General features: G+C 66.3%; 21 protein-coding genes and 3 tRNA genes. 6 read left to right on the top strand and 18 right to left on the bottom strand.

Features of this window, described 5'->3' with window-relative positions; translation table 11 throughout:
* Window positions 1-75: 75 nt before the first annotated feature.
* Complete coding sequence (locus tag ACWEH3_RS03895; RefSeq protein ID WP_450015899.1) at window positions 76-561, top strand: PH domain-containing protein; 486 nt, start codon at window positions 76-78, stop codon at window positions 559-561.
* A gap of 66 nt (window positions 562-627) precedes the next feature.
* Here the strand turns inward: ACWEH3_RS03895 and ACWEH3_RS03890 are convergent, their stop codons facing one another.
* Window positions 628-1,500: a rhomboid family intramembrane serine protease gene (locus ACWEH3_RS03890; RefSeq protein ID WP_450015901.1), complete on the bottom strand. Its 873-nt coding sequence runs from the start codon at window positions 1,498-1,500 to the stop codon at window positions 628-630.
* A 4-nt stretch (window positions 1,501-1,504) separates the two neighbouring features.
* Entirely contained in the window at window positions 1,505-2,032 is a 528-nt protein-coding gene (locus ACWEH3_RS03885; protein WP_450015903.1) for a peptidylprolyl isomerase, read from the bottom strand.
* 106 nt (window positions 2,033-2,138) lie between these two features.
* Between ACWEH3_RS03885 and ACWEH3_RS03880 the strand changes: the two genes are divergently transcribed.
* Window positions 2,139-2,351 (top strand): hypothetical protein, encoded by a 213-nt coding sequence (locus tag ACWEH3_RS03880; protein WP_450015905.1) that lies wholly within the window; start codon window positions 2,139-2,141, stop codon window positions 2,349-2,351.
* A 15-nt stretch (window positions 2,352-2,366) separates the two neighbouring features.
* Here the strand turns inward: ACWEH3_RS03880 and ACWEH3_RS03875 are convergent, their stop codons facing one another.
* The 3 genes from ACWEH3_RS03875 to ACWEH3_RS03865 form a co-directional block, all read right to left on the bottom strand.
* Window positions 2,367-3,215 carry an ABC transporter permease gene (locus ACWEH3_RS03875; RefSeq protein WP_355073401.1) on the bottom strand — a complete coding sequence of 283 codons (849 nt, stop codon included), beginning with the start codon at window positions 3,213-3,215 and terminating at the stop codon, window positions 2,367-2,369.
* The gene (locus ACWEH3_RS03870; protein ID WP_450015907.1) at window positions 3,212-4,213 is read right to left on the bottom strand and encodes an ATP-binding cassette domain-containing protein; all 1,002 of its coding nucleotides are present in this window, start codon (window positions 4,211-4,213) and stop codon (window positions 3,212-3,214) included. Before ACWEH3_RS03870 ends, ACWEH3_RS03875 begins: the two co-directional genes overlap by 4 nt.
* A gap of 831 nt (window positions 4,214-5,044) precedes the next feature.
* A complete protein-coding gene (locus tag ACWEH3_RS03865; RefSeq protein WP_450015909.1) occupies window positions 5,045-5,983 on the bottom strand; it encodes an acyl-CoA dehydrogenase family protein in 939 nt (312 codons plus the stop codon).
* Between the two features lie 221 nt (window positions 5,984-6,204).
* Between ACWEH3_RS03865 and ACWEH3_RS03860 the strand changes: the two genes are divergently transcribed.
* Window positions 6,205-6,909 carry a YoaK family protein gene (locus ACWEH3_RS03860; RefSeq protein ID WP_450015911.1) on the top strand — a complete coding sequence of 235 codons (705 nt, stop codon included), beginning with the start codon at window positions 6,205-6,207 and terminating at the stop codon, window positions 6,907-6,909.
* Between the two features lie 44 nt (window positions 6,910-6,953).
* On the top strand, window positions 6,954-8,138 hold the full coding sequence (locus ACWEH3_RS03855; RefSeq protein WP_450015913.1) for a hypothetical protein: 1,185 nt from the start codon (window positions 6,954-6,956) through the stop codon (window positions 8,136-8,138).
* A 33-nt stretch (window positions 8,139-8,171) separates the two neighbouring features.
* On the opposite strand, the gene ACWEH3_RS03850 is transcribed toward ACWEH3_RS03855, so the two are convergent.
* The 4 genes from ACWEH3_RS03850 to ACWEH3_RS03835 form a co-directional block, all read right to left on the bottom strand.
* Complete coding sequence (locus tag ACWEH3_RS03850) at window positions 8,172-8,990, bottom strand: C40 family peptidase (RefSeq protein WP_450015915.1); 819 nt, start codon at window positions 8,988-8,990, stop codon at window positions 8,172-8,174.
* 329 nt (window positions 8,991-9,319) lie between these two features.
* A complete protein-coding gene (locus ACWEH3_RS03845) occupies window positions 9,320-10,111 on the bottom strand; it encodes a hypothetical protein (RefSeq protein WP_450015917.1) in 792 nt (263 codons plus the stop codon).
* Entirely contained in the window at window positions 10,111-10,836 is a 726-nt protein-coding gene (locus ACWEH3_RS03840; RefSeq protein ID WP_450015919.1) for a ParA family protein, read from the bottom strand. Before ACWEH3_RS03840 ends, ACWEH3_RS03845 begins: the two co-directional genes overlap by 1 nt.
* Before the next feature lie 310 nt (window positions 10,837-11,146).
* Window positions 11,147-11,219: transfer RNA gene (locus ACWEH3_RS03835), tRNA-Ala, on the bottom strand.
* Between the two features lie 239 nt (window positions 11,220-11,458).
* Here ACWEH3_RS03835 and ACWEH3_RS03830 point away from each other — a divergent pair.
* Window positions 11,459-12,121 (top strand): TetR/AcrR family transcriptional regulator, encoded by a 663-nt coding sequence (locus tag ACWEH3_RS03830; RefSeq protein ID WP_450015921.1) that lies wholly within the window; start codon window positions 11,459-11,461, stop codon window positions 12,119-12,121.
* Between the two features lie 100 nt (window positions 12,122-12,221).
* Window positions 12,222-12,294 (top strand) — tRNA-Ala (locus ACWEH3_RS03825).
* A 62-nt stretch (window positions 12,295-12,356) separates the two neighbouring features.
* Here the strand turns inward: ACWEH3_RS03825 and ACWEH3_RS03820 are convergent.
* From ACWEH3_RS03820 to dnaN, 9 genes are all read right to left on the bottom strand, one after another.
* On the bottom strand, window positions 12,357-12,617 hold the full coding sequence (locus ACWEH3_RS03820) for an LppP/LprE family lipoprotein (protein WP_450015923.1): 261 nt from the start codon (window positions 12,615-12,617) through the stop codon (window positions 12,357-12,359).
* A 1,139-nt stretch (window positions 12,618-13,756) separates the two neighbouring features.
* A tRNA-Ile gene (locus ACWEH3_RS03815) sits at window positions 13,757-13,830 on the bottom strand.
* A 222-nt stretch (window positions 13,831-14,052) separates the two neighbouring features.
* Entirely contained in the window at window positions 14,053-15,252 is a 1,200-nt protein-coding gene (locus ACWEH3_RS03810; protein WP_450015925.1) for a DUF3566 domain-containing protein, read from the bottom strand.
* 39 nt (window positions 15,253-15,291) lie between these two features.
* Window positions 15,292-17,808 (bottom strand): DNA gyrase subunit A, encoded by a 2,517-nt coding sequence (gene gyrA / locus ACWEH3_RS03805; RefSeq protein ID WP_450015927.1) that lies wholly within the window; start codon window positions 17,806-17,808, stop codon window positions 15,292-15,294.
* A gap of 70 nt (window positions 17,809-17,878) precedes the next feature.
* Window positions 17,879-19,924, bottom strand: coding sequence for a DNA topoisomerase (ATP-hydrolyzing) subunit B (gyrB, locus tag ACWEH3_RS03800; protein ID WP_450015929.1), 2,046 nt, complete (start codon window positions 19,922-19,924; stop codon window positions 17,879-17,881).
* A gap of 311 nt (window positions 19,925-20,235) precedes the next feature.
* Window positions 20,236-21,147: an alpha/beta fold hydrolase gene (locus tag ACWEH3_RS03795; protein ID WP_450015931.1), complete on the bottom strand. Its 912-nt coding sequence runs from the start codon at window positions 21,145-21,147 to the stop codon at window positions 20,236-20,238.
* A 133-nt stretch (window positions 21,148-21,280) separates the two neighbouring features.
* Window positions 21,281-21,850 (bottom strand): DUF721 family protein, encoded by a 570-nt coding sequence (locus ACWEH3_RS03790; RefSeq protein WP_356963232.1) that lies wholly within the window; start codon window positions 21,848-21,850, stop codon window positions 21,281-21,283.
* A gap of 350 nt (window positions 21,851-22,200) precedes the next feature.
* A complete protein-coding gene (gene recF, locus ACWEH3_RS03785) occupies window positions 22,201-23,481 on the bottom strand; it encodes a DNA replication/repair protein RecF (RefSeq protein ID WP_450015934.1) in 1,281 nt (426 codons plus the stop codon).
* A 243-nt stretch (window positions 23,482-23,724) separates the two neighbouring features.
* A complete protein-coding gene (dnaN, locus tag ACWEH3_RS03780; protein WP_450015936.1) occupies window positions 23,725-24,900 on the bottom strand; it encodes a DNA polymerase III subunit beta in 1,176 nt (391 codons plus the stop codon).
* Window positions 24,901-24,986 lie beyond the last annotated feature (86 nt).

The following is a 24,986-nucleotide window of genomic DNA, read 5'->3' as shown; positions in this document are numbered from 1 at the left end:
CAGATTACAGACGTGTCATTCATGCACACCTGTGGATGAGCCTGTGGACAACTCGAGGAGCGATTGGGGAGTGCCGTGAGTTCGGAGTCCGCGGTCCCCGGCTCGCCGGACCATGACGAGCCGAGCCTGGCCTGGACCACGCCCACCTCCGCGCTCGTCGCGGTCGCCGTGGGCGGCGTCGCGTTGGCCGTCGCGGCGGTGGTCACCAACGAGGCGGCGAGCCGCCTGCTCGTAGGACTGGCAGCGGCCGGATTGCTCGCCCTCACCGCGCTCGGGTTCCGGCAACGCCCGCGACTGTCCGTGGTGCCCGGCGCGCAACCACGCATGGTGGTCCGCACCCTGACGGGACCTGACGAATACACCCCCGAGCAAATCGTGCGCGCCCGTGTGGTGAGCTACCGCCGTCTCGGGCGGAAGATGCCGATGCTGGAACTAGACGTCCAGCACGACGGGATGGACCGGCTGCTGATCTTCGGCCGCTGGGATCTGGGCGCCAACCCCGAGTTCGTATATCAAGACCTTGTCCAAGCCCTCCGGCTCACCCAGGACAAGACCCGCTGACGACGCCGCGGCCGGGACATTCGGCAAACCCGGCCGCGAATGTTTCACGTGAAGCGAATCCCGCTGTCAGGCAGTCGAAGTGATCGCGCCCACAGCCACCAGCCCCAGCGCCGCGAACGCGACGAGCGCCACCGCGATCCAGCCGACCGTCCGTGCCGCTTGCGGAGTGCGTACTCGCAGCCAACCCGGCAGGAACAGAATGCCGAGCGTGGCGACGGTGCCCGCGGCCAGACCGCCGAGATGACCCCAGAGCGAGATGCCGGGCAGTGACAGGCTGATGAACACGTTGATGCCGATGATGATCAGCATCTGATTCGGGTTCTGCCGCAACCGGAGCAGAATGATCGTGATCGCACCGAACAGGCCGTACACCGCGCACGACGCACCTGCCGTGAGACTGTTCTGCGACAACAGCATGACCCCGGCGGAGCCGCCGAGCAACGAGACCAGGTACACCGCCAGGTAGCGCAGCCGGCCCAGCACCAATTCGGCATCCCGGCCCACCACATACAGCGCGAACATGTTCAGCAGCAGGTGGATGGGACCGTAGTGCAGGAACCCGGAACCGAGCACCCGCCACCATTCGCCGTCCGCGACCGCCGGTGCGAACAGCACCCAGTCGAAGAACAGCGCGGAGCCGCGCTGGTTGTCCATCAGGCTCTTGGCCTGCGCCGCGGTGATCGCGTAGATCACCACGTTGAGCGCGATCAGCACATAGGTCACATAGGGTGCGGACATCCGGGGCGCTGCCGCGCCCGAGACCGTCCGCACCGGCGCGGCGTCGCGCTGATCCACGCGCAGACAGTCGACACAGTGCTGACCGACGGCCGCGGGTCGCAGGCACTCCGCACAGGACGGCCGCCCGCACCGCGTGCAGGCCAGGCCGGTCGGGCGATTCGGATGGCGGACGCAGGTGGGTGCGGGCGGCTGGGGATTCATAGTCTCATTCGATCGTGATCTTGGTGATGACGACGGGCTCCATGGGCCGGTCGTTGCGATCGGTCCTGGTGGTCGCGATGGCGTCGACGACCTTCCGGGATTCCGGGTCAACGACTTCACCGAAGATGGTGTGCTTGCGGTTGAGGTGCGGCTGCGGACGAACGGTGATGAAGAACTGGGAGCCATTGGTGCCCGGCCCCGCGTTGGCCATCGCCAACAGGTAGCCACGGTCGAACCGCAGCTCGGGGTGGAACTCGTCGCCGAATTCGTAGCCGGGGCCGCCGCGACCGGTCCCGGTGGGGTCGCCACCCTGAATCATGAAACCGGCCATCACGCGATGGAACAGGGCGCCGTCATAGAACGGACCGCTGTTGCCTCCGCTGGCGTTCGCCGTGGTGTACGGAGCCGAACCGTCGGCGAGACCTAGGAAGTTGCGGACCGTCTTGGGCGCGTGGTTACCGAAAAGCGCGAGCTTGATATCGCCGTGATTCGTGTGCAGCGTTGCCACGGATGTCTGATTCGGTGAGGTCACGCCGCCCATCGTGCCACGGTCGGCGACGCGGCCGCGGAACTGGGCCGGACCGTGCTGTGAGCTGGGCCTCCTGCGCGAATCACCGGGCTGTGCATAGAGTGGTCCAATGACCTCTGGGCGCCTGCATGTCTCGTCGCGTTCACGTAATCGGCTCCTTCTCGCCGCCGCCGTCGCGCTGACGGGTGGCGTGGCCTATCTGGCCCGCACCCGGCGGCCGCAGCCGCCGGAACCCGCGCCCGCGCCGCCGCGCATCGGATACTCCCGCAACGGCTCCACGCCGACTCCATTGGCGGAGACCGGCGTGGAGACCGAGCGCTGACGACACAGCGGCGGATCAGCGACTGACCGTCTTCTTGTACTGACGCAGGGCCAGCGGCACGAACACCACCAGGATCACCACCACCCAGGCCAGCGAGGTGATCACCGGGTGCTGCAACGACCAGGCATCCGGCGTCGGCGCGAGCGGGCTCGTGTTCCCGAACAGTTCACGCGTCGCCTGGGTCAACGCGGACACCGGGTTCCATTCCGCGATCACCCGCAGGACGGTGGGCAGTTTCTCGCTGGGGACGAACGTGTTGGCGATGAACGTGAGCGGGAAGATCACCATGAAGCTGGCGTTGTTGAACACCTCCGGCGCCCGCACCAGCAGCCCCACCACGGCCATGATCCAGGACACCGCGTAGGCGAACAGCAGCAACAGGATGTAGGCCAGCACTGCGTCCAGGAACGAACCGCGGATGCGCCAACCCACGAGCAGACCGGTCAGCGACATGACGGTCAGGCTGACCACGTTGATCACCACATCACTGATCGTGCGGCCGACCAGCACCGCCGACGAGGCCATCGGCAGCGAGCGGAATCGGTCGATGATGCCCTTCTGCATGTCCTCGGCCAGCCCGGCGCCGGTGAAGGTCGCACCGAACACCACGGTCTGCGCGAAGATGCCCGCGATGAGGAACTCGCGATATCCCCCGGAGAGACCCGGCACGTCGATGGCCGCGCCGAAGACATAGGCGAACAGCAGCACGAACATGATCGGCGAGAGCGTGGAGAAGATCAGGACGTCGGGTACCCGCTTGATCTTGATGACGTTGCGTTTCGCGATGGTCACACTGTCGCTGACCACTATGGACAGGCGCGCGCCCAGCGAGGGCCTGCCCAGGACCGGGGCGGTGGCGGTCATCGGATCGTTCCTTCCGTAGCTCCCAGCTCGTCGTTCGCCGCGTCACCGGCGGCGATCGCCTCCGCCTCATGACCGGTGAGGGTGAGGAAGACGTCGTCCAGCGACGGGCGGCGCAGACCGACGTCGTGGATCTGCACGCTGTGCTCGGCCAGCCGCCCCACTGCCTCCACAAGTGCCTGCGACCCGTCGGAGACCGGGACGATGATCCGGCGCAACCCCGGTTCGAGATGAATCTCCCCGTCCGCCAAACTCTTCAGCGCGGCCTCGGCCGTCGCGAGATTGTCCACGCGATCGACGGTCAACTCGATGCGGTCGCCGCCGACCATGGTCTTGAGTTCGTCCGCGGTGCCCTTGGCGATCACCTTGCCGTGGTCGATCACCGCGATCGAATCGGCGAGCCGATCCGCCTCCTCCATGTACTGGGTGGTGAGCAGCAACGTTGTCCCACCCGCGACCAGTTCTTCGATGACGTCCCAAAGATCCAGGCGCGCACGAGGGTCCAGTCCGGTGGTGGGCTCGTCGAGGAACAGCACGGGAGGGTTCGCAACCAACGCGCCCGCCAGATCGAGGCGACGGCGCATGCCGCCGGAGTAACCCTTGACCGGCCGGTCCGCGGCGTCGGTGAGCCGGAATCGATCGAGCAATTCGCGCGCGCGTTCCTTACTTCGCTGCACCCCCATGTGATAAAGACGTCCCACCATTTCCAAATTCTCGAAACCGGTGAGGTATTCGTCGACCGCGGCATACTGTCCCGACGCCCCGATGCGGGAACGCAACATCTGTGGATCGCGCAGCACATCGATTCCGGCGACCGTCGCGTGTCCGGCATCCGGGACCAGCAGGGTGGTGAACACGCGGACGGTGGTGGTCTTGCCTGCGCCATTGGGTCCGAGCAGTGCGGTGACGGTGCCTTCCGGGACTCGCAGATCGAGTCCGTCGAGGGCCACCAGCTGGCCGTATCGTTTGACCAGACCCTCGGCGACTATTGCGTCGGGCATGATTCTCCTGAAGTTGACGAGTTCGGTGCGAATGAGTGCGACCCCGGGAGCCCCGGGCGCGGATCAATTCGCTGGATCGGATCACCGGCCGATACCCGGCACAGTATTGTCCCGCTCGCCGACAATTTCATCCGATTTGTTTCCGGAGACCTGTCTGCCCTGGAAGGACGACTCGTGCAACGCGAGAAGGCCGCATTCCGATCCGGTCGGTGCTCGGGGGTACCGGATCGGAATGCGACCGGTTCGATGATCCCGCGCGTACGGGTACCTGAGCGCGCGTAGCGGACTACCCGAATCGCCGAGGTCCCGTACTCGGATGACGGAAATTCGCATGCGCGTTGTCGCGGCGGGCGGGGGCGCTCCGCGCGAACAGTCCGGTCGGTGATCACGAACACATGTTCGCATCGGGGTACGACACATTCGGCCCCCGCGCGGGGCGGCACCACGCCCCCGAATGGCGGACACGCCCGAGCGTTCTCGTGGATTCCTTTCTTCGGCGACCGGTCGGCATGTTGTGCACAACGCGTATCCGCAGCAGGTCATGCTGCCGTACAGCCATGGAAACGCTTGCTTTACAACACTTTTGGCAAACACTAAGCCAACAGGCAGGAATGGCGTGGGTGACCGAGGGGCCAGGGACAACTGCCATGCGACATCCAGAAAGTAAGCCCAACCAAAAAAGACTTGGAGCGTGGCCGTCCCCCCGCACACACAAACGCACATCATCGAGTAGCATCGTTCTCGTCGGCCCCTCCCCCCCCGGGCCGACCCTACGCGGGCCTCGGCTAACTCCCCCCCTTCGCCGAGGCCCGCTCCCCATTTCAGACCAGGTCAGACCCCTGTCCCCGCTTGGCCGTCGCCCGGTTCGAGCGCCTGCCACGCGGCAGTGAGGCGTTGCGCGCGCACGCGCCCGGCGGTGGCCAGCAGTGGCCGGTCACGCTCCCACCGCTGCCGTGTCACGGGGTCGGCGGACTGCCACAAAGGCTCGAGTTCGGCCAGCACGTCACCGAACGAATCGAAGACCCCGCCGAGGGCGACGTGCACCCCGGCAGCACCCGGTGCATCGATGTCCAGACCGCGCACGGCGGCCACCAGTGTCAACAGTCGTTGCCGACTCGCGCGCGGCCACTGCGACACCCGAGCCACCCGCACCAGCCAGCCCAGCGTGGCGGCCAGCACGTGGATGTCCTCGATCGTGCGGAACGGCTTGAGGTAGTCCAGATATCCGTCACCGGGAAGCGGCAACGCCGGCACGCCGGTCAGCACGACCGACGCGTGCGGGACCTCGGGCGCGAACGACAGCGCGGGATGATCGGTCAGGCGCACGCCTGGTTCCCCCGTCTCGACCGTGCAGGCGCGCAACCGGTTCCGCCCGTCCGGCGCCGTGCCGACACTGGCGATCACCACCAGCTGTCGCGCGTAAGAGCCCATGGTCGCGAACGACTTGGTGCCGTCGAGCAGCCAGACCCCGTCCCGCTCGGTGAGCGTGGTGCGGATCGCGGCGGGGTGACCGCCGCCTTCCTCGGTGGCGCACATCGCGACCAGGTCGTCGTCCGGCAGGTCCGGAATCAGCGTCCGCAGCGCTTCCTGATAGCCGGACAGGAAGGCGAACCCGAGCCGGTCGGCTCCGAAGCCACCCGCGATCGACACCTCCACCGGCTGCTCGAAACGATTCGCCGCCACGCGATGTCGCGTCCACGCCGCGGCGACATCATCGAGCGGCGCGGCCGCCACCGGCTCGGTCAGCAGGAAGTCGAGCAGAGTATCCACCTCAGCACGGTAACCGAGCAGCGACTCGCTCGGGAGGGCTCGGTCCGGACGGCGGCCCGCCGACCAGGGTGAACGGCGCTTCGATATCGCGTGGGAGCATGCGTCGACGGAACGCCCGGAAGACCGGCGATCTATGAGCAACGGTCGGCCCTGCGTAAGCCGATTCCGTCGACGAGCCTGCTTGACTGAACTGCCGCGCCGTACCGGAAGGAGTTCGACCTGTGCCGGAACTGGAAGAAAGTCGCAAGAAGGCACTTTTCGATTCCGAAGCCAGACTGTCCTGGGTCCTGGCGGCACTCGCCGGGTTGATCGGTGCGGCGGCGTTCATGCACACCGCTGGCTATTTCGTCACTTTTATGACGGGCAATACCGAACGGGCCGTCCTCGGGTACTTCCACGACGAATCGGACATGGGTTTGGCGGCCGCGGGATTGCTGATGTCCTTCCTGTCCGGTGTCGTGGTGGCCTCATGGTGCCGCAGACGCTACTGGTCCGGGCACCCACACGGGCCAACTCTGCTCACCACTGTCTGCCTGGCGCTGGCCTCGGCCGTCGACCTGCTCGAATACCAGACGTCCAGCAAGCCGATCGGTCTGCTGCCGATCTTGTTCGTCGCCTTCGGCGTCGGCGCGCTCAACACATCGTTCGTCCGCAACGGTGAGGTCTCCATACCGCTCAGCTACGTCACCGGGACGCTCGTCAAGCTGGGTCAGGGTATCGAACGCCACCTCAGCGGTGGCGACTACGCGGACTGGCTCGGGTACTTTCTGCTCTATGCCGGTTTCTCGCTCGGCGCGCTGCTCGGCGGACTGCTGAGCCTGCTGGTCGCCGGCTGGGCCATGCTGATCACCGCGACAGTCGTGTGCCTGCTCGTCACCGGCTACACCTATCTGCACCTGGATCGGCACGGTCCCCTCACGCGGTAAGCCACCGCCGGGTGACCGCGGGACTTCGCGACTACCGTGGCCGCGTGCAGAATATCGAAGACGAAGCCGCCGCCTTCGCCGCGCTCGTCATGCAGCATCTGGCGGCGCTGGGCGAAACCGATGTCGAATACGACCAGGACGAGTTCGCGATACGGATCGGCGATCTGTTTCTCGACCTGCACAACATCTTTCGGGAAACGCGTGAGCTCGATGCCACGGAGCGCGACGTCCGGGTCGCGCAGCACTGCGACGCCGTGCGTGAGCTAAGCGCCCCCGCGCCTGGCTGGCCTTCGGTGCGGTCCATGCTGCGGCCGGTATTGCGTCCCAACAGCTTCGGCGCGGGCGTCGAACCGGAATCGCGGCCGATCGCTCGCTCCGCGTTTCCATTCGTGGACGAGATGGTCGCCATCGATATGCCCCACACCCGGTCGATCGTTACCTACGCGTCGTTGCGCGAATGGGACGTGAGTCCCGAGGAGGTTTTCGCGGCGGCGCGCGAGAACCTCGGGGCGATAGTAAGTTTCACCGACATCGAGGAAGACGGCATCCTGCAATTCGTCGACGACGGCGACGGCTACTGCACCTCGTGGCCACTGGTCCCCGGCTGGCTCGCCGGTTCCGGCTTCGGAACCCGACCACCTGTCGCCTTCATGCCCGACGTCGACACGCTCATCATCGCGACCGGTGCGGACGATCTCGAGCCGATCTTCGAGGTGGTGGAAGAGCAGTACCGTGACGCGTCCCGGCCGGTCTCGCCACAGGGGTACACCGTGGACGACAGTGGCGCGGTCATTCCGCTCGATCGTTCACCCGCGCACCGCCACCTGCCCGCCGTGCAGCGGGCCCGATGCGGTTTGGCGGTCACCGAATACGACGCGCAAGCTCAGATTCTCAACGAGATCGTCGAGCGGGATCTGGAATTCACGCCCTATGACCTCGAGTCCGCCTATGTCGGTTCGGTCATGTACGGCCACGGCGACAACGGCCCCTTCACGATCACCGTCTGGGGGGAGGGTGTCGACTACTTGCTCCCGGAGGCCGACTACGTCGCCTTCTGCCGTGACGACCGAGGTGAACTGGAGCGTCTTTTCGAGGTCCCGTTCGATGCTGTCGTCGGACTGACCGGCCTCACTCCGGTCCCGGATCTCTCACCTCGCCGCTACGAAATCCGCCACTGGCCGGATGCCGAGACGCTGGCCGCACTGGAAGCGGCGGCGGTCTCTCCCTGACGTGCGAACTGCGGTGCGACTGCACCAGAGGAATCAGAATCGGCGGGCGCCTGTCACCGGCATCGAGGAGAGGGGGGAAGTGGTCACGCCCGTGCCGTAAGTCGATGCGTGGATGACTTTGCCGTCGCCTGCGTAGAGGGCGGAGTGGCTTCCGCCGTAGAACGAGACCATGTCGCCGGGACGCAATTCGTCGAGCGGTACCGGCGTTCCGGCGGCGAGCTGGTCGTAGCTGGTGCGTGGCAGCTCCACGCCGGCCTGCTCGTAGGACCACTGCACCAGCCCGGAGCAATCGAAGGAGTCTGGGCCGACGGCGCCATAGCTGTAGTCGGAACCGAGTTTGGTTCGTGCCGCGTCGACGGCCATCTCACCGGCGGTCCTCTGCGGTATCACCGCGGCGGGCGGAGTGGGCGCCCGAGGCATGATCTGCGGGAGGTCGCCGAGGAAGGGGAGCTCGATCTCCGGAAGCACGCCGATCAGTGGGATCTCGATCGCGGGCACAGTCGTCGGTAACGGCAGCTCGATTACGGGAATGTTCACCGAAACCGGGGACTCGATCGCCGGGCCGAGCGCAGCAGGCGCGATCTCGATCTGCGGAACCGGGGTACTCGCGATGTTCTCGATATCCGAGAACCCTGCGGTCACCGGAGATTCGGTAACGGGGAGTATGGCGTTGTTCAGGGGAATGTAGTCGGAAATCTCGAACGTTCCCACGCCCGGAATGGTCACCGGCTGGGCCGATGCCTCCCCTGCGTTGCACAACACGCCGATGAGTGCGGCCGCTCCGGTGGCGAGTGCCCAGAGCACAGCACGTCGCAGGTAGCGGATATATCGGTCGTCGGTCGATGATGCCATGATGCGGTCCTCCGATGCTCATATCGCCGGCCTCCGGCGGAGCCATACGACGCCGCCATGCGTGGCGCGACGGACTTCACCAAAGACCTCGAATTGATTCGAAAACCATCACGGTGCTTCGTCAGTCCAGCGGATCCGATCCGAGTATTCACCTTTCGGCATAGTTTGCATCACGTAAAGCACAACACACCTTTATTTCCATAACGAAATAATAACTCGTTCCGGCACGTGACTCGCAACGATAATTCCGCGTCTCGCAATTCATTCCCCCGATACGCAACGACCCCGCAGGGAAAGATTCCGCCGCGGGGTCGTCGCCGACTGCGATTTCACGCGGTGATCTGTTCCTCGATCTGCTCGGCGATCGTACGGAGCTTTGCCGCGAATTCGCGCGCCGCGCGTGGGTCGTCGCTGGATCCTTTGACCACGCGCTTCGTCAGCGCCGCGAGCCGGGTTTCCATGGCGGTGAAGATGTCGGCGGAGCGATCGGTCGGGTCGCCCGGCAGTTCGCCGCGCAGCCACGCTTGGAGACGCTCGACCACCACTTCTTCGTCATAGCGTTCGGGCAGCAGGGCCACCGCCTGCCGGAGCTTTCCCGCGGTGACCTTCACGTCGGCACCCGCCGCCACGGTGGTGTAGATGGTGACCGCCGCGTCTTCCCCGTATTCGGCCGCCACCGGCAGCAGTTCGCGGACCTGGCCCTCGTTGATCGCCGGCGCGACCGGCTGCAGCCGCGCGGCGAGCGGCCAAGCGCGAATCAGCTTGTGCGCGTATGAGCGCTGCATATCCCACCGCTGTTCCACGTAGTCGTCGAACGTCTCATGGCTGTCGCGGTAGAGCCTGCCGTCCCGCACGATCTGCAGCGCACGCCCGGCGGCCCAGAATGCGATCCGCAGCGTGTCGATCGACGACTCGCACGCCGTCAACTGCGCCCGTTCTCGGTCGCTCAGGGGTCCGTCGCCCGCGTCCGGCACCGGCATGGTCAAGACATTCGGGCTCTCGGCCGGCTTCGACCGTCGCCATTCGGCGTCGCGCAGCGGGGACACCGGTGGCGTGTGCTCGGCGCCGTCGGATAGCGGATTGGCCCCGCCGATCGAACCCTTCCTGCGTTGTGGAGGCATCAGGCAGGCACCTCCATCAGGGCGCGATACGCGCTCAGCAGTTCGTCGCCCACCTTGCGGTACTCGCCCAAATCCTCGATCGGATTCTCCGCGCCCTCCCCCACCTCCCCGTCGGCTGCCTCCCGATACCATTTCCAGGCGCTCAAATAGGAATCGAATACGTCGTAGCCCGCGCTTTCCAAATGTCCCCGCTGGGCACGGTATTCGGTCGAGACATTGACGCCTTTCTTCATGATCACCGGGACTTTGGTCATCAGCACCCGCACCCGGATTTCCCGGTCGGTGTCGGCCGCCGCCTCCTCCGCGGCTTTGAACGTACTCGGCACACGTTTGACTTCCGACGGGCTCACACTCGTCAACAGCAACAGCTCGTCGCTCTCCGGAACGGCGGCCTTGAAGATATCGGCCGACTCACCCCCGGCGTCCACGATGATGACGTCGAAATCGGCGGCATTGTCGGTGATGCAGTCGCCGACATGCCGCGACGGGAACGCGACCAGATGGAACGGCACTTCGATGCCCCCCTTGACCAACCGCCGGTACCAGGAGTAGCCGGTCTGGCTGAGCGGGTCGGCGTCGATCACGAGCACCCGCAGTTCGTGAACCGAAGCGAAGTAGCTCGCCAAGAAGAACGCTGATGTCGTTTTGCCGACACCGCCCTTGAGATTCCCCAGCGTGATGACCAGAGGTTCGGGCAATTCGAGTGGCGCAACAGAATTCGTCATAGACGTTCCTCCGAGGGTGAGGAGTGTATTACTGTGCCGGGCCAGTCTGGCACAGTATCAACGAATATCGTCTGATTGCGGCGACCTGTCGCGGCTGTGCCGCTGCCGCTCTGTGTCCAATTGGACACAAAGGTTCAGGTTATCCGGCCGGAAATTTCGGCACCTCCGCCGGGCCGGGCGAGCCCGTGTTCCCGCTGCTACCGACTCGGAATTCGTCGGGAGGCACCCGTTATCCCTATCGGCCTCGAAGATCGGGTGCGCACACCGACGCACCAGCGGTAGGCGGCCGCACCGGAACGAAGCGCATCAGTGGAGCCTAGGGGAATCGAACCCCTAACCCCTGCCTTGCAAAGGCAGTGCTCTACCAATTGAGCTAAGGCCCCTCCCAGGATCAGCGGGTGGTCACCTCGTGCCACATGTCCGCGTCGCTGCGCTGGCGCAGCTTCGAGATGCCGAAGAGAACCAGAATTACGACACCGGCGGTGAGAAGAAGTTTCATGGTTTCCACCCTACTGCGGTGCCCGAAGCCCGCCCAGAAGGACTCGAGCCCGGCCTCTGATGGATTCGTCAAGACTGAACAATGAGTTATCATCATCGAGGCAGCGGCAGGGAGAGGAGCGGCATGACGGAACGGACCGGGGCGGAACCCAACCGCCTGGAGCGCCGCAAGGCCCGCACTCGCGCCGCCCTCATAACAGCGGCCCAGTCGTTCATCGCGAGCGGGAAGCTGAACGCGCCCATCCTGGAGATCACCCAAGCCGCCGACGTCGGCATGGGGTCGTTCTACAACCACTTCCAGAGCCGGGAGGACCTGTTCCACGCGGCGGTCGAGGAAGCGCTCGAGAAGCACGGTGCCGTGCTCGATGCCCTGACCGAGGGGCTGGACGACCCAGCCGAGGTGTTCGCGCAGAGTTTCCGGCTGACCGGGCGCATGCACCGGAGAATCCCGACGCTGAGCAAGGTGTTGCTCAACAACGGCCTGACGCTCACCGCCTCGGAGAAGGGACTCGCACCGCGCGCTCGCCGCGACATCGAGGCCGCCGCTCGCATCGGCCGTTTCCGCACGCGGGACGCCGAACTGGCCATGACGATCGTGGCCGGAGCCGCTCTGTGCCTCGGCCAGTTGTTGCACGAGCACCCCGACCGTGACGACGCCGCCGCCACCGATCAGGTCACCGAAGACCTGCTTCGGATGTTCGGCGTTCCGGCTGACGAGGCGGACGAGATCTGCTCGCGTCCCCTGCCTTCCCTCGCCACGGTGCTCGAGCCCGCCGACGCCGCCTGACCCGGGCGTGCGGCCGACAGCGCTCGGCTTGACGCGACAACCTGACGTTTTGACCATCTCAACGGCGAGAAGGTAACGTTCTGCAGGCGTATGTACGCGCGGGGCCTTAGCTCAATTGGCAGAGCACTGCCTTTGCAAGGCAGGGGTTAGGGGTTCGATTCCCCTAGGCTCCACTCGTCGAAGGCTCATGCTCGCGGAGCGTGAGCCTTTTTCGTGTGGTTCCGGTGTGGGCCGTTCAGTTCTCCGGCGGGAACTGCCCGTTCGCCTGCACGGTGGTGCCGTTCAGGGTGAATGTCACGACGCTCGGTCCTCCTTGCGGGCAGCACAGCGCGTCGTTCTTCAACGGCCAGCGGTACTGCACGGACACGGTGTCGCGGGTCTTGCCCAGAACTGTCGTGTACCCGTATGGCCGCGCGCTCGCGGTCCCGAGATACTTCCCGCCGGTGAAGAAGAGAACGTGTGTGCCGGGATGAATTCCCGGCCATTCCACCGTCATCCACGACAGCACCCCGGAACATCCCGCCGCGATGGGATCCTCGCTCGCCCCTTGGATCGTCCACGACCCGCCACCTGGCGGCGCGGCCAACGTGGCGACCGCGGACGCCGCGAGCGCCGAGTTGGCGTCGAAGCACAGGCCGTGGCCGCTACCTTCCGGCGCCGACTGCGTAGCGGGAGACGGGGTCGCCGCGACGGATGGTTCCGGGACCGCGGTGGCCCCGGGAGCCGGTTGTTGCGCCGTCGCCGGCTGTGGCGCCCCTCCCGGTTGTGGCGCCGCCCCCGGTTGTTCGCCGATCGCTGTTGTCCGCGTCGCCGCCGGACCCGCCGATGACGCAGTGGTCGTACTTCCCGCCGACGTCGCTGACCCGGCCGATGTGCTCGAGTCGGTCCCGCACGCGGCGGTTGCGACCACAACGGTTGCCGCGATCGACAGCACAGCCGATAGCCTGACGTTCATTGCGCACCCCTCGAAATTGCTGACCGAGCTTCGGTTTCGATATTCGTTCGTGCCCGCGATCACCGGCGCGCCGAAGCGACGCATTGCGGCCGCGCAATGCTACGAATGTTCTTGTCCCTCAACTGTTGTCAGAGATGTCGGACCGGCCGCCCTTGGTGTTACAGGGGTGCGTCCAGCGGTGAGTCTCCGGTCTGAACAGCCCCGCGGGGGTGTACCACCAGACCGGTTGGTAGCCGCCCCGCGACGAAATCGCCTCGGCCCAGAACACCGTCCCGCAGGTGGTCATGCTGGGCCGGGGCAGCGTGCAGGGGGTCAGCTGATCTGGGTGCCCGACCAGCCGAAGCTGAAGCTGTGGCCCTTCGAGGTACAGATCAGAGCGCCTCGACCGCCTCCGGTGCAGCTGGCGCCACCGTTGGTGAGGGTGCCATCGATCGGCGGGCTACCGGCCCGGCCGTGCGCACCGCTCAGGCCGAAGGTGGGATGGGCGGGCAGGAATGGCAGGTCGATCGCGAGGTCGTAGACGGTGAAACCGAAAAGATTGGTGCCGAAAGGGATGTCGCATCCCCGGGTCTACAGGAACGCGGCGAAGTTTGCGGAAATCGGCGGACGGCCGGTTGATGACGCAGCGGTAGATCGGCCCGAGAAGACCGGAATGGTGCCTGACCTGGCACTGAGGGAGGTGGGCCTAGGAGGACTTGAACCTCCGACCTCTTCGTTATCAGCGAAGCGCTCTAACCGCCTGAGCTATAGGCCCGTAGTTTGTGTTGTTTGCATGAACAACGACGTGTAGAGACTACACAACACCTATCCACTGAACCAAAACAGCTGGTAGAAGCCTTAGCGAGGCGCACTTACAGCGGCAGCGACAGCCGCTGTCCAGCGCCGCCGCTATGACAGTCCGTCAGGCGACAGTACCCACGAAAACGGCCGGCACTCTGCCCGCTGGGCGAGTGCCGGCCGTCTGGACGTTCCGGGACTAGTCGGGGTCGGCCAGGGTGACCTGGATGCCGCCGACGAGGTCGCAGCACTGGTTGTAGATAAAGGTGCCGACGGTGCCGAGCGCGGTGAACAGCACGACGTTGATCAAGCCGATCACGCCCGCGTACCCGAACACGGTGCCCGCGTCGATCAGTCCCACCGAACCGCTGTCCTGGGACACCATGTCGGTGAACGTGTTGTTCAGCCGCTCCCACACGCCCATGCCCTCGAGCACGATGTACAGCAGGCCGACCGCCAGCATCCACACGAAGAACATCGCCACACTGATGACCAGCGAGATCTTCAGCGTCGACCAAGGGTCGATGCGACGGATCTGCACGGTGGCCCGCAGCGGCTCGCCGGAGGCGACCGCCGCGACCGCGACCGGAACCGCGGGCGAAACCGGCCCGGGCTGCTGGCCCGCGGCTTCGGCCTGCGGCAGCGGATGCCGGATCTCGGACAGGTCCGGCATGTCCTTGATCAGTTCCGGCCGCGCGATGCTGCGGGTGGGGCCGTCGATGCCGACGGACTTCACCATCGCCGCTTCCTTGCGCGCCGCCTTGGCGGCCAAGTCGGCGGTGGTACGCGCGTTGGACGTGCTACTGCCGAGGCCGCCGCCCGCACCGCCCGAGGTCGGGCGGCCGGTGACCGGGGCCTGCCCCGGGCGGTACAGGTTGGACTGCGGCTCCCGCTGCGGCAGCTGCGCCCACCCGTCCTGATACGGCGACTGCTGTCCGCCATTGGGGGCGCCCACCGGCTGCTTGTCCTCGCTCTCGGGCGCGGACTGCGGGGCCTGGTTGGGGATCCGGGTCGTCTTCTGGTCGAAGCGATCCTGGCCGTCGCCTCCGGGCGCCTGGTCGGGCGCGCCCTGCTGCTGCGCGACCTGCGGATCGCGGATCTCGTGCGGCTGGTTGCCGCCGGGCTGATTGCCCGGCTGGCCACCCGGATGACCGCCGGACTGCGGCCCGTTCGACTGGCCCTGCGGCCCACCCGGCTGCGGCCCACCCGGCTGCGGCCCACCGGGATGGCCGCCACCAGGGTGACCGCCCGGCTGGCCGCCGCTCTGCTGGCCTTGACCGTTCTCGGCCGAGGCGACCGGCCGTGGGATCGGCCGCGGCGGAATCGGTGACGGTGCGATCCGCTCGGTCACACCGTTCGTCTGGTGCCGCTCGTCATTCGGCTGATTCGGAGTGGTCAATGGGAATCCTTAGATCCGTTCGTTGCCGCCGCTGTTGGGTTACTTCTCGGAGGAGCCGGTGTCGCCGCCACCGAAGACCTGATCGGGATCGGGCTCATCGGCATTGCGCGCGATCGCAAGCAAGGTATCGCCCTCGGCGAGGTTCATCAATCGCACGCCCTTGGTCTGTCGTCCAGCCTTACGAACCTGCTTAGCCGCCGTCCGGATGACGCCGCCCCCGGAGGTGATCGCGTACAACTCATCTTCGTCGTCGACGATGAGCGCCCCGACCAGGGTGCCACGTTTCGCGTCGAACTGGATGGTCAATACACCTTTACCACCACGGCCCTGCGCGGTGTACTCCTCGATCGCGGTCCGCTTCGCGTAGCCGCCGGACGTGGCGACCAGCAGATATGTTCCGTCGCGAACCACGTTGAGCGACAACAGCGCATCGCTGTCGTTGAACCGCATGCCCTGCACGCCGGAGGTGGCGCGACCCATCGGACGCAACGCCTCGTCGGTGGCCGAGAACCGGATCGACTGGCCGAGCGCGGAGACCAGGAGCAGATCGTCGTCGGCCGAGCAGAGCACGGCGCCGACCAATTCGTCCTCGTCGCGCAGATTCACCGCGACGATGCCGCCGCTGCGGTTGGAGTCGAAGTCGGTCAGTTTCGACTTCTTCACCAGGCCGTTCTTGGTGGCGAGCACGAGGTACGGCGCGTCGTCGTAGGACTTGATCTGGATGATCTGGGCGATCTTCTCGTCCGGCTGGAAGGCCAGTAGGTTGGCCACGTGCTGGCCGCGCGCGGTGCGGTTGGCCTCGGGCAGTTCGTAGGCCTTGGCGCGGTAGACCCGGCCCTTGTTCGTGAAGAACAGCAGCCAGTCGTGCGTCGAGGTGATGAAGAAGTGCTTGACGATGTCGTCCTGCTTGAGGCCTGCGCCCTGCACGCCCTTGCCGCCGCGCTTCTGGCTGCGGTAGAGATCGGTCTTGGTGCGCTTGGCGTAGCCGGTCTCGGTGATCGTGACGACCACGTCTTCGCGAGCGATCAGGTCCTCGTCGGCCACGTCACCGTCCGCCGAGACGATCTGGGTGCGCCGATCGTCGCCGTACTTCTCCACGATCTCGGCCAGCTCGTCGCGCACGATCGCGCGCTGCCGCTCCGGCTTGTCGAGAATGTCCTTGTAATCGGCGATCTCGGCTTCGATCTTGGTCAGATCGTCGACGATCTTCTGCCGCTCCAGCGCCGAGAGCCGCCGCAGCTGCATGTCCAGGATCGCGGTCGCCTGGATTTCGTCGATGTCGAGCAGCTGCATCAGGCCGGTGCGCGCGGTGTCGGTGTTGGCCGAGCGGCGGATCAGCGCGATGACCTCGTCGAGCGCATCGAGCGCCTTGACCAGGCCGCGCAGGATGTGCGCCCGCTCCTCCGCCTTGCGCAGCAAGTACCTGGTGCGCCGGACGATGACGTCCAACTGGTGGTTGACGTAGAACCGGATCATCTGGTCCAGCCGCAGCGTGCGCGGCACGCCGTCGACGATGGACAGCATGTTGGCGCCGAAGCTGGTCTGCAGCTGGGTGTGCTTGTACAGGTTGTTCAGCACGACCTTGGCGACGGCGTCACGCTTGACCGTCACCACGATGCGCAGGCCGACGCGGTCGGAGGACTCGTCGTGAATGTCGGCGATCCCGGCGATCCTGCCATCCTTGACCTGCTCGGCGATCGCGTTGATGAAGTTGTCGGTGTTGACCTGATAGGGCAGCTCGGTGATGACGATCGTGGTGCGCCCGCGATTGTCCTCCTCGATCTCCACGACACCGCGCATCTTGATCGAACCGCGGCCGGTGGTGTACGCGTCGTGGATGCCCTGGGTGCCGACGATCAGGCCCGAGGTCGGGAAGTCCGGGCCCTTGATCCGCTCCATGCACGCGGCGAGGGTGGCCTCCTCGTCGGCGTCGTGGTTGTCCAGCGCCCAGTAGATGGCGGCGGCGAGCTCGGTCAGGTTGTGCGGCGGGATGTTGGTCGCCATGCCGACCGCGATGCCGTTGCTGCCGTTCATCAGCATGTTCGGCACGCGGCTCGGCAGGACCACCGGTTCCTGCGTCTTGCCGTCGTAGTTGGGGATGAAATCGACCGTCTCGTGGTCGATCTCGCGCAGCATCTCCATCGCCAGCGGCGTGAGGCGGCACTCGGTGTAACGCATGGCCGCCGCGCCGTCGTTACCGCGGCTGCCGAAATTGCCCTGGCCGTCCACCAGCGGGTAGCGCATCGCCCACGGCTGCGCCATACGCACCAAGGTGTCGTAGATCGCCGAGTCGCCGTGCGGGTGGTAGTTACCCATCGTGTCCGACACCGGGCGCGCGGACTTCACGTATCCGCGATCGGGCCGGTACCCGTTGTCGTACATGGCGTAGAGAATGCGGCGATGCACCGGCTTGAGGCCGTCGCGCACCTCGGGTAGCGCGCGGCCGACGATCACGCTCATCGCGTAATCGATGTAGCTGTTCTGCATCTCCAGCTGGATATCGACCGGTTCGACGCGGTCGCCCGCGCCGTCCGGTGGCAGGGTGATGTCGGTCATGAAGTCTCCTTAACGGGCTGACGTGCGAAAACTGCCGGGCGCCACCGCCATCGGCGGCGCCTCGGGCAGGTCACACGTCGAGGAAGCGGACGTCCTTGGCGTTACGGGTGATGAAGCTGCGGCGGGCCTCTACGTCCTCGCCCATCAGCACGCTGAACAACTCGTCGGCCGCGGCCGCGTCGTCCAACGTCACTTGACGAAGCACCCGGACACTGGGATCCATGGTGGTCTCCCAGAGTTCCTTCGGATTCATCTCGCCCAGACCCTTGTAGCGCTGGATGCCGTCGTCCTTGTTGATCTTCTTGCCCGCGGCGAGACCGCGTTCCAGCAGGCCGTCGCGTTCCCGGTCGGAGTAGGCGAACTCCGGCTCGCTGCGCTGCCACTTCAGCTTGTACAACGGCGGCTGCGCCAGGTAGACGTGCCCGTGCTCGACCAGCGGGCGCATGAAGCGGAAGAGCAGGGTCAGCAGCAGCGTGGAGATGTGCTGGCCGTCGACGTCGGCATCGGCCATCAGCACGATCTTGTGATACCGCAGCTTGCTGATGTCGAACTCGTCGTGGATGCCGGTGCCGAAGGCGGTGATGATCGACTGGACCTCGTTGTTCTTGAGGACCTTGTCGATGCGCGCCTTCTCGACGTTGATGATCTTGCCGCGCAGCGGCAGGATCGCCTGGTACATCGAGTCGCGCCCGGACTTGGCCGAGCCGCCGGCGGAGTCGCCCTCCACGATGTAGATCTCGGACTTGCTCGGGTCCTTCGACCGGCAGTCGGCCAGCTTGCCGGGCAGTCCGCCCAGGTCGGTGGCCGACTTGCGCCGCACCAGCTCGCGAGCCTTGCGCGCGGCGACCCGGGCCTGCGCCGAGGACACCGCCTTGTTGACGATGGTCTTCGCGTCGGCCGGGTTGGCCTCGAACCAGTGGGTGAGGTGCTCGTTGCAAGTGCGCTGCACGAACGACTTCACCTCGGTGTTGCCCAGCTTGGTCTTGGTCTGGCCCTCGAACTGCGGCTCGCCGACCTTGACGCTCACGATGGCTGCCAGGCCCTCCCGGATGTCGTCACCGGTGAGGTTGCCGTCCTTCTCCTTGATGAGCTTCTTGTCCTTGGCGTACTTGTTGACCACCGTGGTCAGCGCCGCGCGGAAGCCTTCTTCGTGCGTACCGCCCTCATGGGTGTTGATGGTGTTGGCGAAGGTGTGCACCGACTCCGAGTAACCGGAGTTCCACTGCATCGCGACCTCGAGTTCGTGGCCGGTGCCCTTACCGGTGAACGCGACGACCGAGTTGTGGATCGGCTGCTTGGTCCGGTTGATATGGCGGACGAAGTCCTCCAGACCGCCCGGGTAGTGGTAGGTCCGGGACTTCACCTTGTGCTCGGTGGGCGCTGCGCCCTCCTCGGCGTGCTTGGGCGCCTCGGCGGTTTCGCTGACCACCTCGTCGGTGATCTCGGTGTCGCTGACCCGCTGGTCGGTGAGGACGATGGTGAGGCCCTTGTTCAGGAACGCCATCTCCTGCAACCGGCGCGCGACGGTCTCGAAGTTGAAGGTGGTGGTCTCGAAAATGTCCGGATCCGGCCAGAACCGGATGGTGGTACCGGTCCGCTTCGTCGGCTCGCCTTGGATGAGCTTGCCGGGCTTCGCGTCCTTGTATTCCTGGGTCCAGTGATAGCCACCGGTGTCGATCTCGGCCTCCAGCCGCGTCGACAGCGCGTTGACCACGGAGATGCCGACGCCGTGCAGACCACCGGACACCGCGTAGGACTCGGAGTCGAACTTGCCGCCTGCGTGCAGCTGGGTCATGACGACCTCGATGGTCGGGATGCCCTGCGCGTGCATCTCCACGGGGATGCCCCGGCCGTCGTCGATCACTTCGACGCCGCCGTCGGCCAGCAGGGTGACCTCGACCTTCGTCGCGTATCCGGCCATCGCCTCGTCGACGGAGTTGTCGACGACCTCCCAGATCAGGTGGTGCAGACCGCGCTCGCCGGTGGAGCCGATGTACATGCCCGGACGCTTGCGAACCGCCTCGAGTCCCTCGAGAACCGTGATGGAGGAGGCACCGTAGTCCTGCTTCCCGGTCGCTCTGGTCGAACCCGATGCGTTGGAGTCTTTGGCAGCCACTGGTCGGTAGCTCTCCTTACTTGCTGATCCCGGCATAGAGCGATCGGACAGCACACGTGGGGCCCTGGTGATGCCTGCTGGAGAATTAGGGTCCACGCGCGGACTGTGCGGAACGCGCCGAAGGTATCGCCGCTAGTTACATCACCATCCTACTGGTACAGCCAACTTACAACCCACCTCCGACACCCCTCACGGCGGCGTGGATGCGAGAAATCGGTATCCGGCGACTCGGTTCCGCCTCCCGCCGGTTTCGATCCATCAGGAGTGGGCTGAGAGATGCGTTGGCAGGTCGTTCTTTCGGGCACCCCGGATCAGCGAACAGCGTCGGCCCGGGCGATGAACGCGGCGGTGTGGCGCGCCAGCTCCGCTGGATGTGAGATCGGCGACCAGTGCCGCGCCGGGATCTCGACCCGGCTCAGACGGGGCACCCACCGGTCCGCCTCGGCGTTCACCACGGGCCGCACGGCGCGGTCGCCGGTGGCGACGATCAACTGGACGGGCACCTCGATCGGACGCGGTCGGGGATGACGCAGGTGGGTCCGGATGTTCGCTCGATAGAGCTTCAGGTTGTTGACCATATCGGTGCGCAGCGTCGGCGCCGTCTCCACCAGCGCGGGGTCCAGGCCGTCGAAGAACGCGAGGAAACGCGGCCAGCGGCTGGACAACGCGCGCAGTACCGGATCCGGCAGCTTGGGGATCTGGAAGGCGACGGTGTAGGCCGAGGCCACGGCTTGGGCCAGCGCGCCGCGCAGCCGCGCCGAGGTGAGCGGTCCACGCAGATAGGCGCCGAGGAAATCCAGATTCGGGCCGGACACCGAGGTGAAGGACGCGATCACGGATGCGGCGTCCGTATCGGCCACCAGCTCCCACCCGATCACCGACCCCCAGTCGTGCCCGAGGACGTGCACCCGTTCACCGGGCGCGACTGCGGCGATGACCTCGCGAACATCCGCCGCGAGCTCTTCGATCCGGTAGGCCTCGACCGCTTCCGGCGCCGAACTGCTCCCCGCGCCCCGGTTGTCGAAGGCGATGACACGATGACGGCCGCCGAGCAGGCCCGCCACCCGGCTCCACAGCAGATGGGTATCGGGCCAACCGTGGATCAGCAGCACCGGAATACCCTCGGGATTGCCGCACTCGTATACCGCGAGCTCGACGTCGCCTCGGTGAACCGTCCGGGTCGCGGTCGCGGGGAACGGGCCGACCGAGGTGGTGATCGTCATCGAGATTCCTTCTGCGCGGACGCTTTCGATCCGACGCCGCGGGCTTCCGATGGGACGTCGAACCGGGGCGTTCCACGTGAAACGCCGCGTTCGAATAAACGTAACACTCGGTATCAGATACTGGCCACCGTGGTCATCCGTAGGTGTCGCGCGGTCCGCGACCTTTGATATGACGCTCGCCCTTGCGCCAGCTCGGCGCAGCGGGCCCCGAGATCTTCAGCGAGGTCACCACGCCCTGCCCGACCGCGGCATTGATCTTCGCGAGGATCTGGCTTTGCAGCATCCGCAGCTGCGTCGCCCAGGCGGTCGACTCGGCGGAGATACTCAATACGCCGTCCTTCAAGGTGACCGGTGTGGCGTGCGCGGCGATGTCCTCGCCCACCACGCCCGCCCAGCGACCGAAGACCATGCCCTCGGCGACTCGGCCCGACCAGCCGCGGCTCCTGGCGATGGAGCCGGCCAGCTTGGACAACAACTGTGGATCGCGATCGTCCGGACCCGCGCCCGACCATCCGGTTCGTCTGCGGCCACCCGTTCGCAGCCTGCGCTGAGGCGAGGAACGCCCCTGACCGACGGATTTTCCGCTCGCCCGTGCCGCCGCACGCGCTTCCTCCAGGGCACGCCGGGCCAGGTCGATTCCGCGCAGTTCGGGTTCCGGTCCGGTGGATTCGGCGGATCCGGGCTCCGGAGGCTGATCGCTCATCGCCCCCCTTTCTCCGCGTCCGATGATTTGTCCCCAGCTTCGATCGAGTTGTCCCCAGCCGTCGCACAAGGTTGCCTGCATCGAGAATCCTGTCTACTGCCTGCCGCAGGCAGCAGTTTGCACGCTCTGTTCCCCGCCCAAACTGGCTTTTTCCGGCAAAGTTCGATGACTTGCTCAGCTGTTGCTGGGTGAGGTTTCGGGGAAGCGGGCAAGCGTGACCGGACGAGTTTTCCACAGGTGTTGGGGAATCGGTCTCAACTGTTGAGAACTCGATCGACAATCCCGATGAGAGGTCACTGTAGTGGACCGGGGCGGTGTATGGCGATTCTGTCCACTTCGCCTGTGGATGGCTACGGCGCCCGCGACTCCGTCGATCCGGTGACCGGATCACGTTCACCCCCGGCTGCCGGAGGCGTGGCATGGTCCTGCCGTTGTTTGCCGTCGAAACCTCCGCCGGCGGACCGATCCTCGGCGAGGATCCGCGAAACGCGGCCGTCGGGCCCACCCGCCGTCTCGACGCGCAGCGGCACCGCGGCGAGTTCGCCGGGCACGTCCTCCGGCACGGCCGCTGTGATCAGCACTTGTTCCGCGCTCGCGGCGACGGCCGCCAGCGCGGCGCGGCGACGCCGGTCGAGCTCGGCGAACACGTCATCGAGCAGCAGGACCGGTTCGGCACCGGTGGCGCGCAGCAGTTCGAACGCGCCCAAGCGCAAAGCCAATGCGAACGACCAGGACTCGCCGTGACTTGCGAAGCCCTTCGCGGGCGAATCGCCCAACATCAGGTCCAGGTCGTCGCGGTGCGGACCGATCAGGCAGACACCGCGTTCGAGTTCCCTCGAACGCGCGGCGGCGAGTTCACGCAGCATGATCGCCGCGAGCTCCTCCGTGTCCTCCGGGCGCGGAGGCCTGGCCGGATCCAGGAACTCGGGGGGAAGCGCGGCGCTGCGATACGCGATCGACGCGGGCCGGGATTCGGGGGCGATCGATGCATAGGACTGGGCGAGATAGGGCGCGAGATCGTGCACCAAACGCAGCCGTTGGGCGAGCAGGACGGACGCATGCTCGGCGAGGTGCCCGTCCCACACGTCCAGAGTGCTCAGGTCGGCCTTCGACCTGGCCTGCCGCCCAGCGGTTTTCAACAGCGCCGAGCGCTGGCGCAGCACCCGGTCGTAGTCGCTGCGGACCGCGGCCAGCCTGGGGAGGCGAGTTGTGCACAACTCGTCCATGAATCGACGGCGTTCCCCGGGATCGCCGCGGACCAGAGCGAGATCCTCCGGGGCGAACAACACCGTCTGCAGGATCCCCAGGATCTCCCTGGTCCGGCGGACCGGCGAGCGGTTGATCTGCGCGCGGTTCGCACTGCCCTGATTCAGCTCGACATCGATGCGCAGCTCGCGGCCGGCGTTGACCACCGTGGCGCCGATCCGAGCGCGCTCGGTCCCGGTCCGGATCAACGGAGCTTCCGTGGCGACGCGATGCGATGCGAGCGTGGCCAGGTAGCCGATCGCTTCCAGCAGGTTCGTCTTGCCGTTGCCGTTCGATCCCAAGAAAACGGTTCGACCTGGGGATAATTCCAGTTCGGCATGCTCCCACGAGCGGAAGTCACGCAGCGACAGAGCTCGGACGAACATCCGCTATCGCGCCCCTGCCTGCGTCGAAGCGGACATCTCCGCCGGTGGAAGCATCGCCGCCGCGTCGTGCGCATGCCGCTCGGCGAGCCACACCCCTGTGGAACACCTGTGGATAAAGTGGATCCTCCGTTTTACGGAGACCGATTTCTCTGGCGTCGCCGGGAATTCTCCAGCGACGTCACCGCTCACCCGCGCTGGATCACGCGGAGCGGATCCGCCGGGAACCAGATCCTGCACAGGCGATCAGCCCGGGAGCCGGACCGGCATCAGCAGATAGATGTACGGGCTCGACAGCGCCGCGAAAGTCCCCGAGTCGAGTACCTCGGGCTCTTCCTCCGACGCGGGCAGCAGCACGGCGGGCCTGCTCGGCGTGGTGAAGCCGAAGGTGACCCGGTCGGCGTGCAGCGCGGACAGGCCGTCGATGAGATAACCGGGATTGAAGGCGATGGTCAGGGACTCGCCGCGGAAATCCGCCTCCAGCCACTCCTCGGCCCGGCCTGCATCGTCACCGCCCGCCGACAGCAGCAGGCCGTCGGCGGAGAACTCCAGCCGCACCTGCGCGCCGCGTTCGGCGACCAACGCGACGCGCTTGATGGCTTCGGTGAGCGCGGCGACGGCCAGGGTGGCGATCGAGGTGTGCTCCTTGGGGAGCAATTGGCGGAACTTGGGGAATTCCGCGTCCAGCAGGCGGGTGGTGGTCCGGCGGCCCGCGTTCACGATGCCGAGCAGCCCGTCCGACCCCGCACCGGTGCCCAGGGACAGCTGGACGGGCGCGTCGGAGGGTCCGAGCGTCTTGGCGGCCTCCGACAGCGTCCGGGCCGGAATGAGTACCGAAGTCTCGATATCGGCACGCGCGGGCTGCCATTCGATGTGCCGGACGGCGAGGCGGAACCGGTCGGTGGCCGCGAGCACGACCTGCGATCCCTCGATCTCCACCCGGATACCGGTCAGCATGGGCAAGGTGTCGTCGCGGCCGGCGGCGACGGCGACCTGACCGACCGCCTCGGCGAAGACATCAACGCTCAGTGCACCGGTCTGCTGAGGCACCTCGGGCAGTTGGGGATAATCCTCCACCGGCATGGTCGGCAGGGAGAACTTCGCGCTGCCACAGGTGATCAGCACGCGCGTGCCGTCGACGGAGACGTCGACGGGCTTGTTGGACAGCGCCTTGGTGATGTCGGCGAGCAGACGACCGGAGACCAGCACCTGACCGGGACCCGCGACCTCGGCCGCGACCCGTACCTGTGCGGAGACCTCGTAGTCGAAGCCGGAGACGGTCAAGCCGTCCTCGTCGGCGACCAGCAGCACACCGCCGAGTACCGGAACCGGCGGCCGGGACGGAAGACTGCGCGCCACCCAGGCGACGGACTCGGCGAAATCCTCGCGGGCGACCCGAAACTTCATGCTTGCAAGCTCCATCGCCCGATCTGTCCTCTCCCGGTTCCGTGATCTGTTGTCGGCTCGTCAGTGTCGGTGCTCGAAAGGGTCCTGCCGAATCGGCCGCC

The organism is Nocardia sp. NPDC004718, from assembly GCF_053601535.1.
The sequence above is the reverse complement of the archived record's forward strand: the minus strand, read 5'-3'. Positions and strand labels throughout refer to the sequence as shown.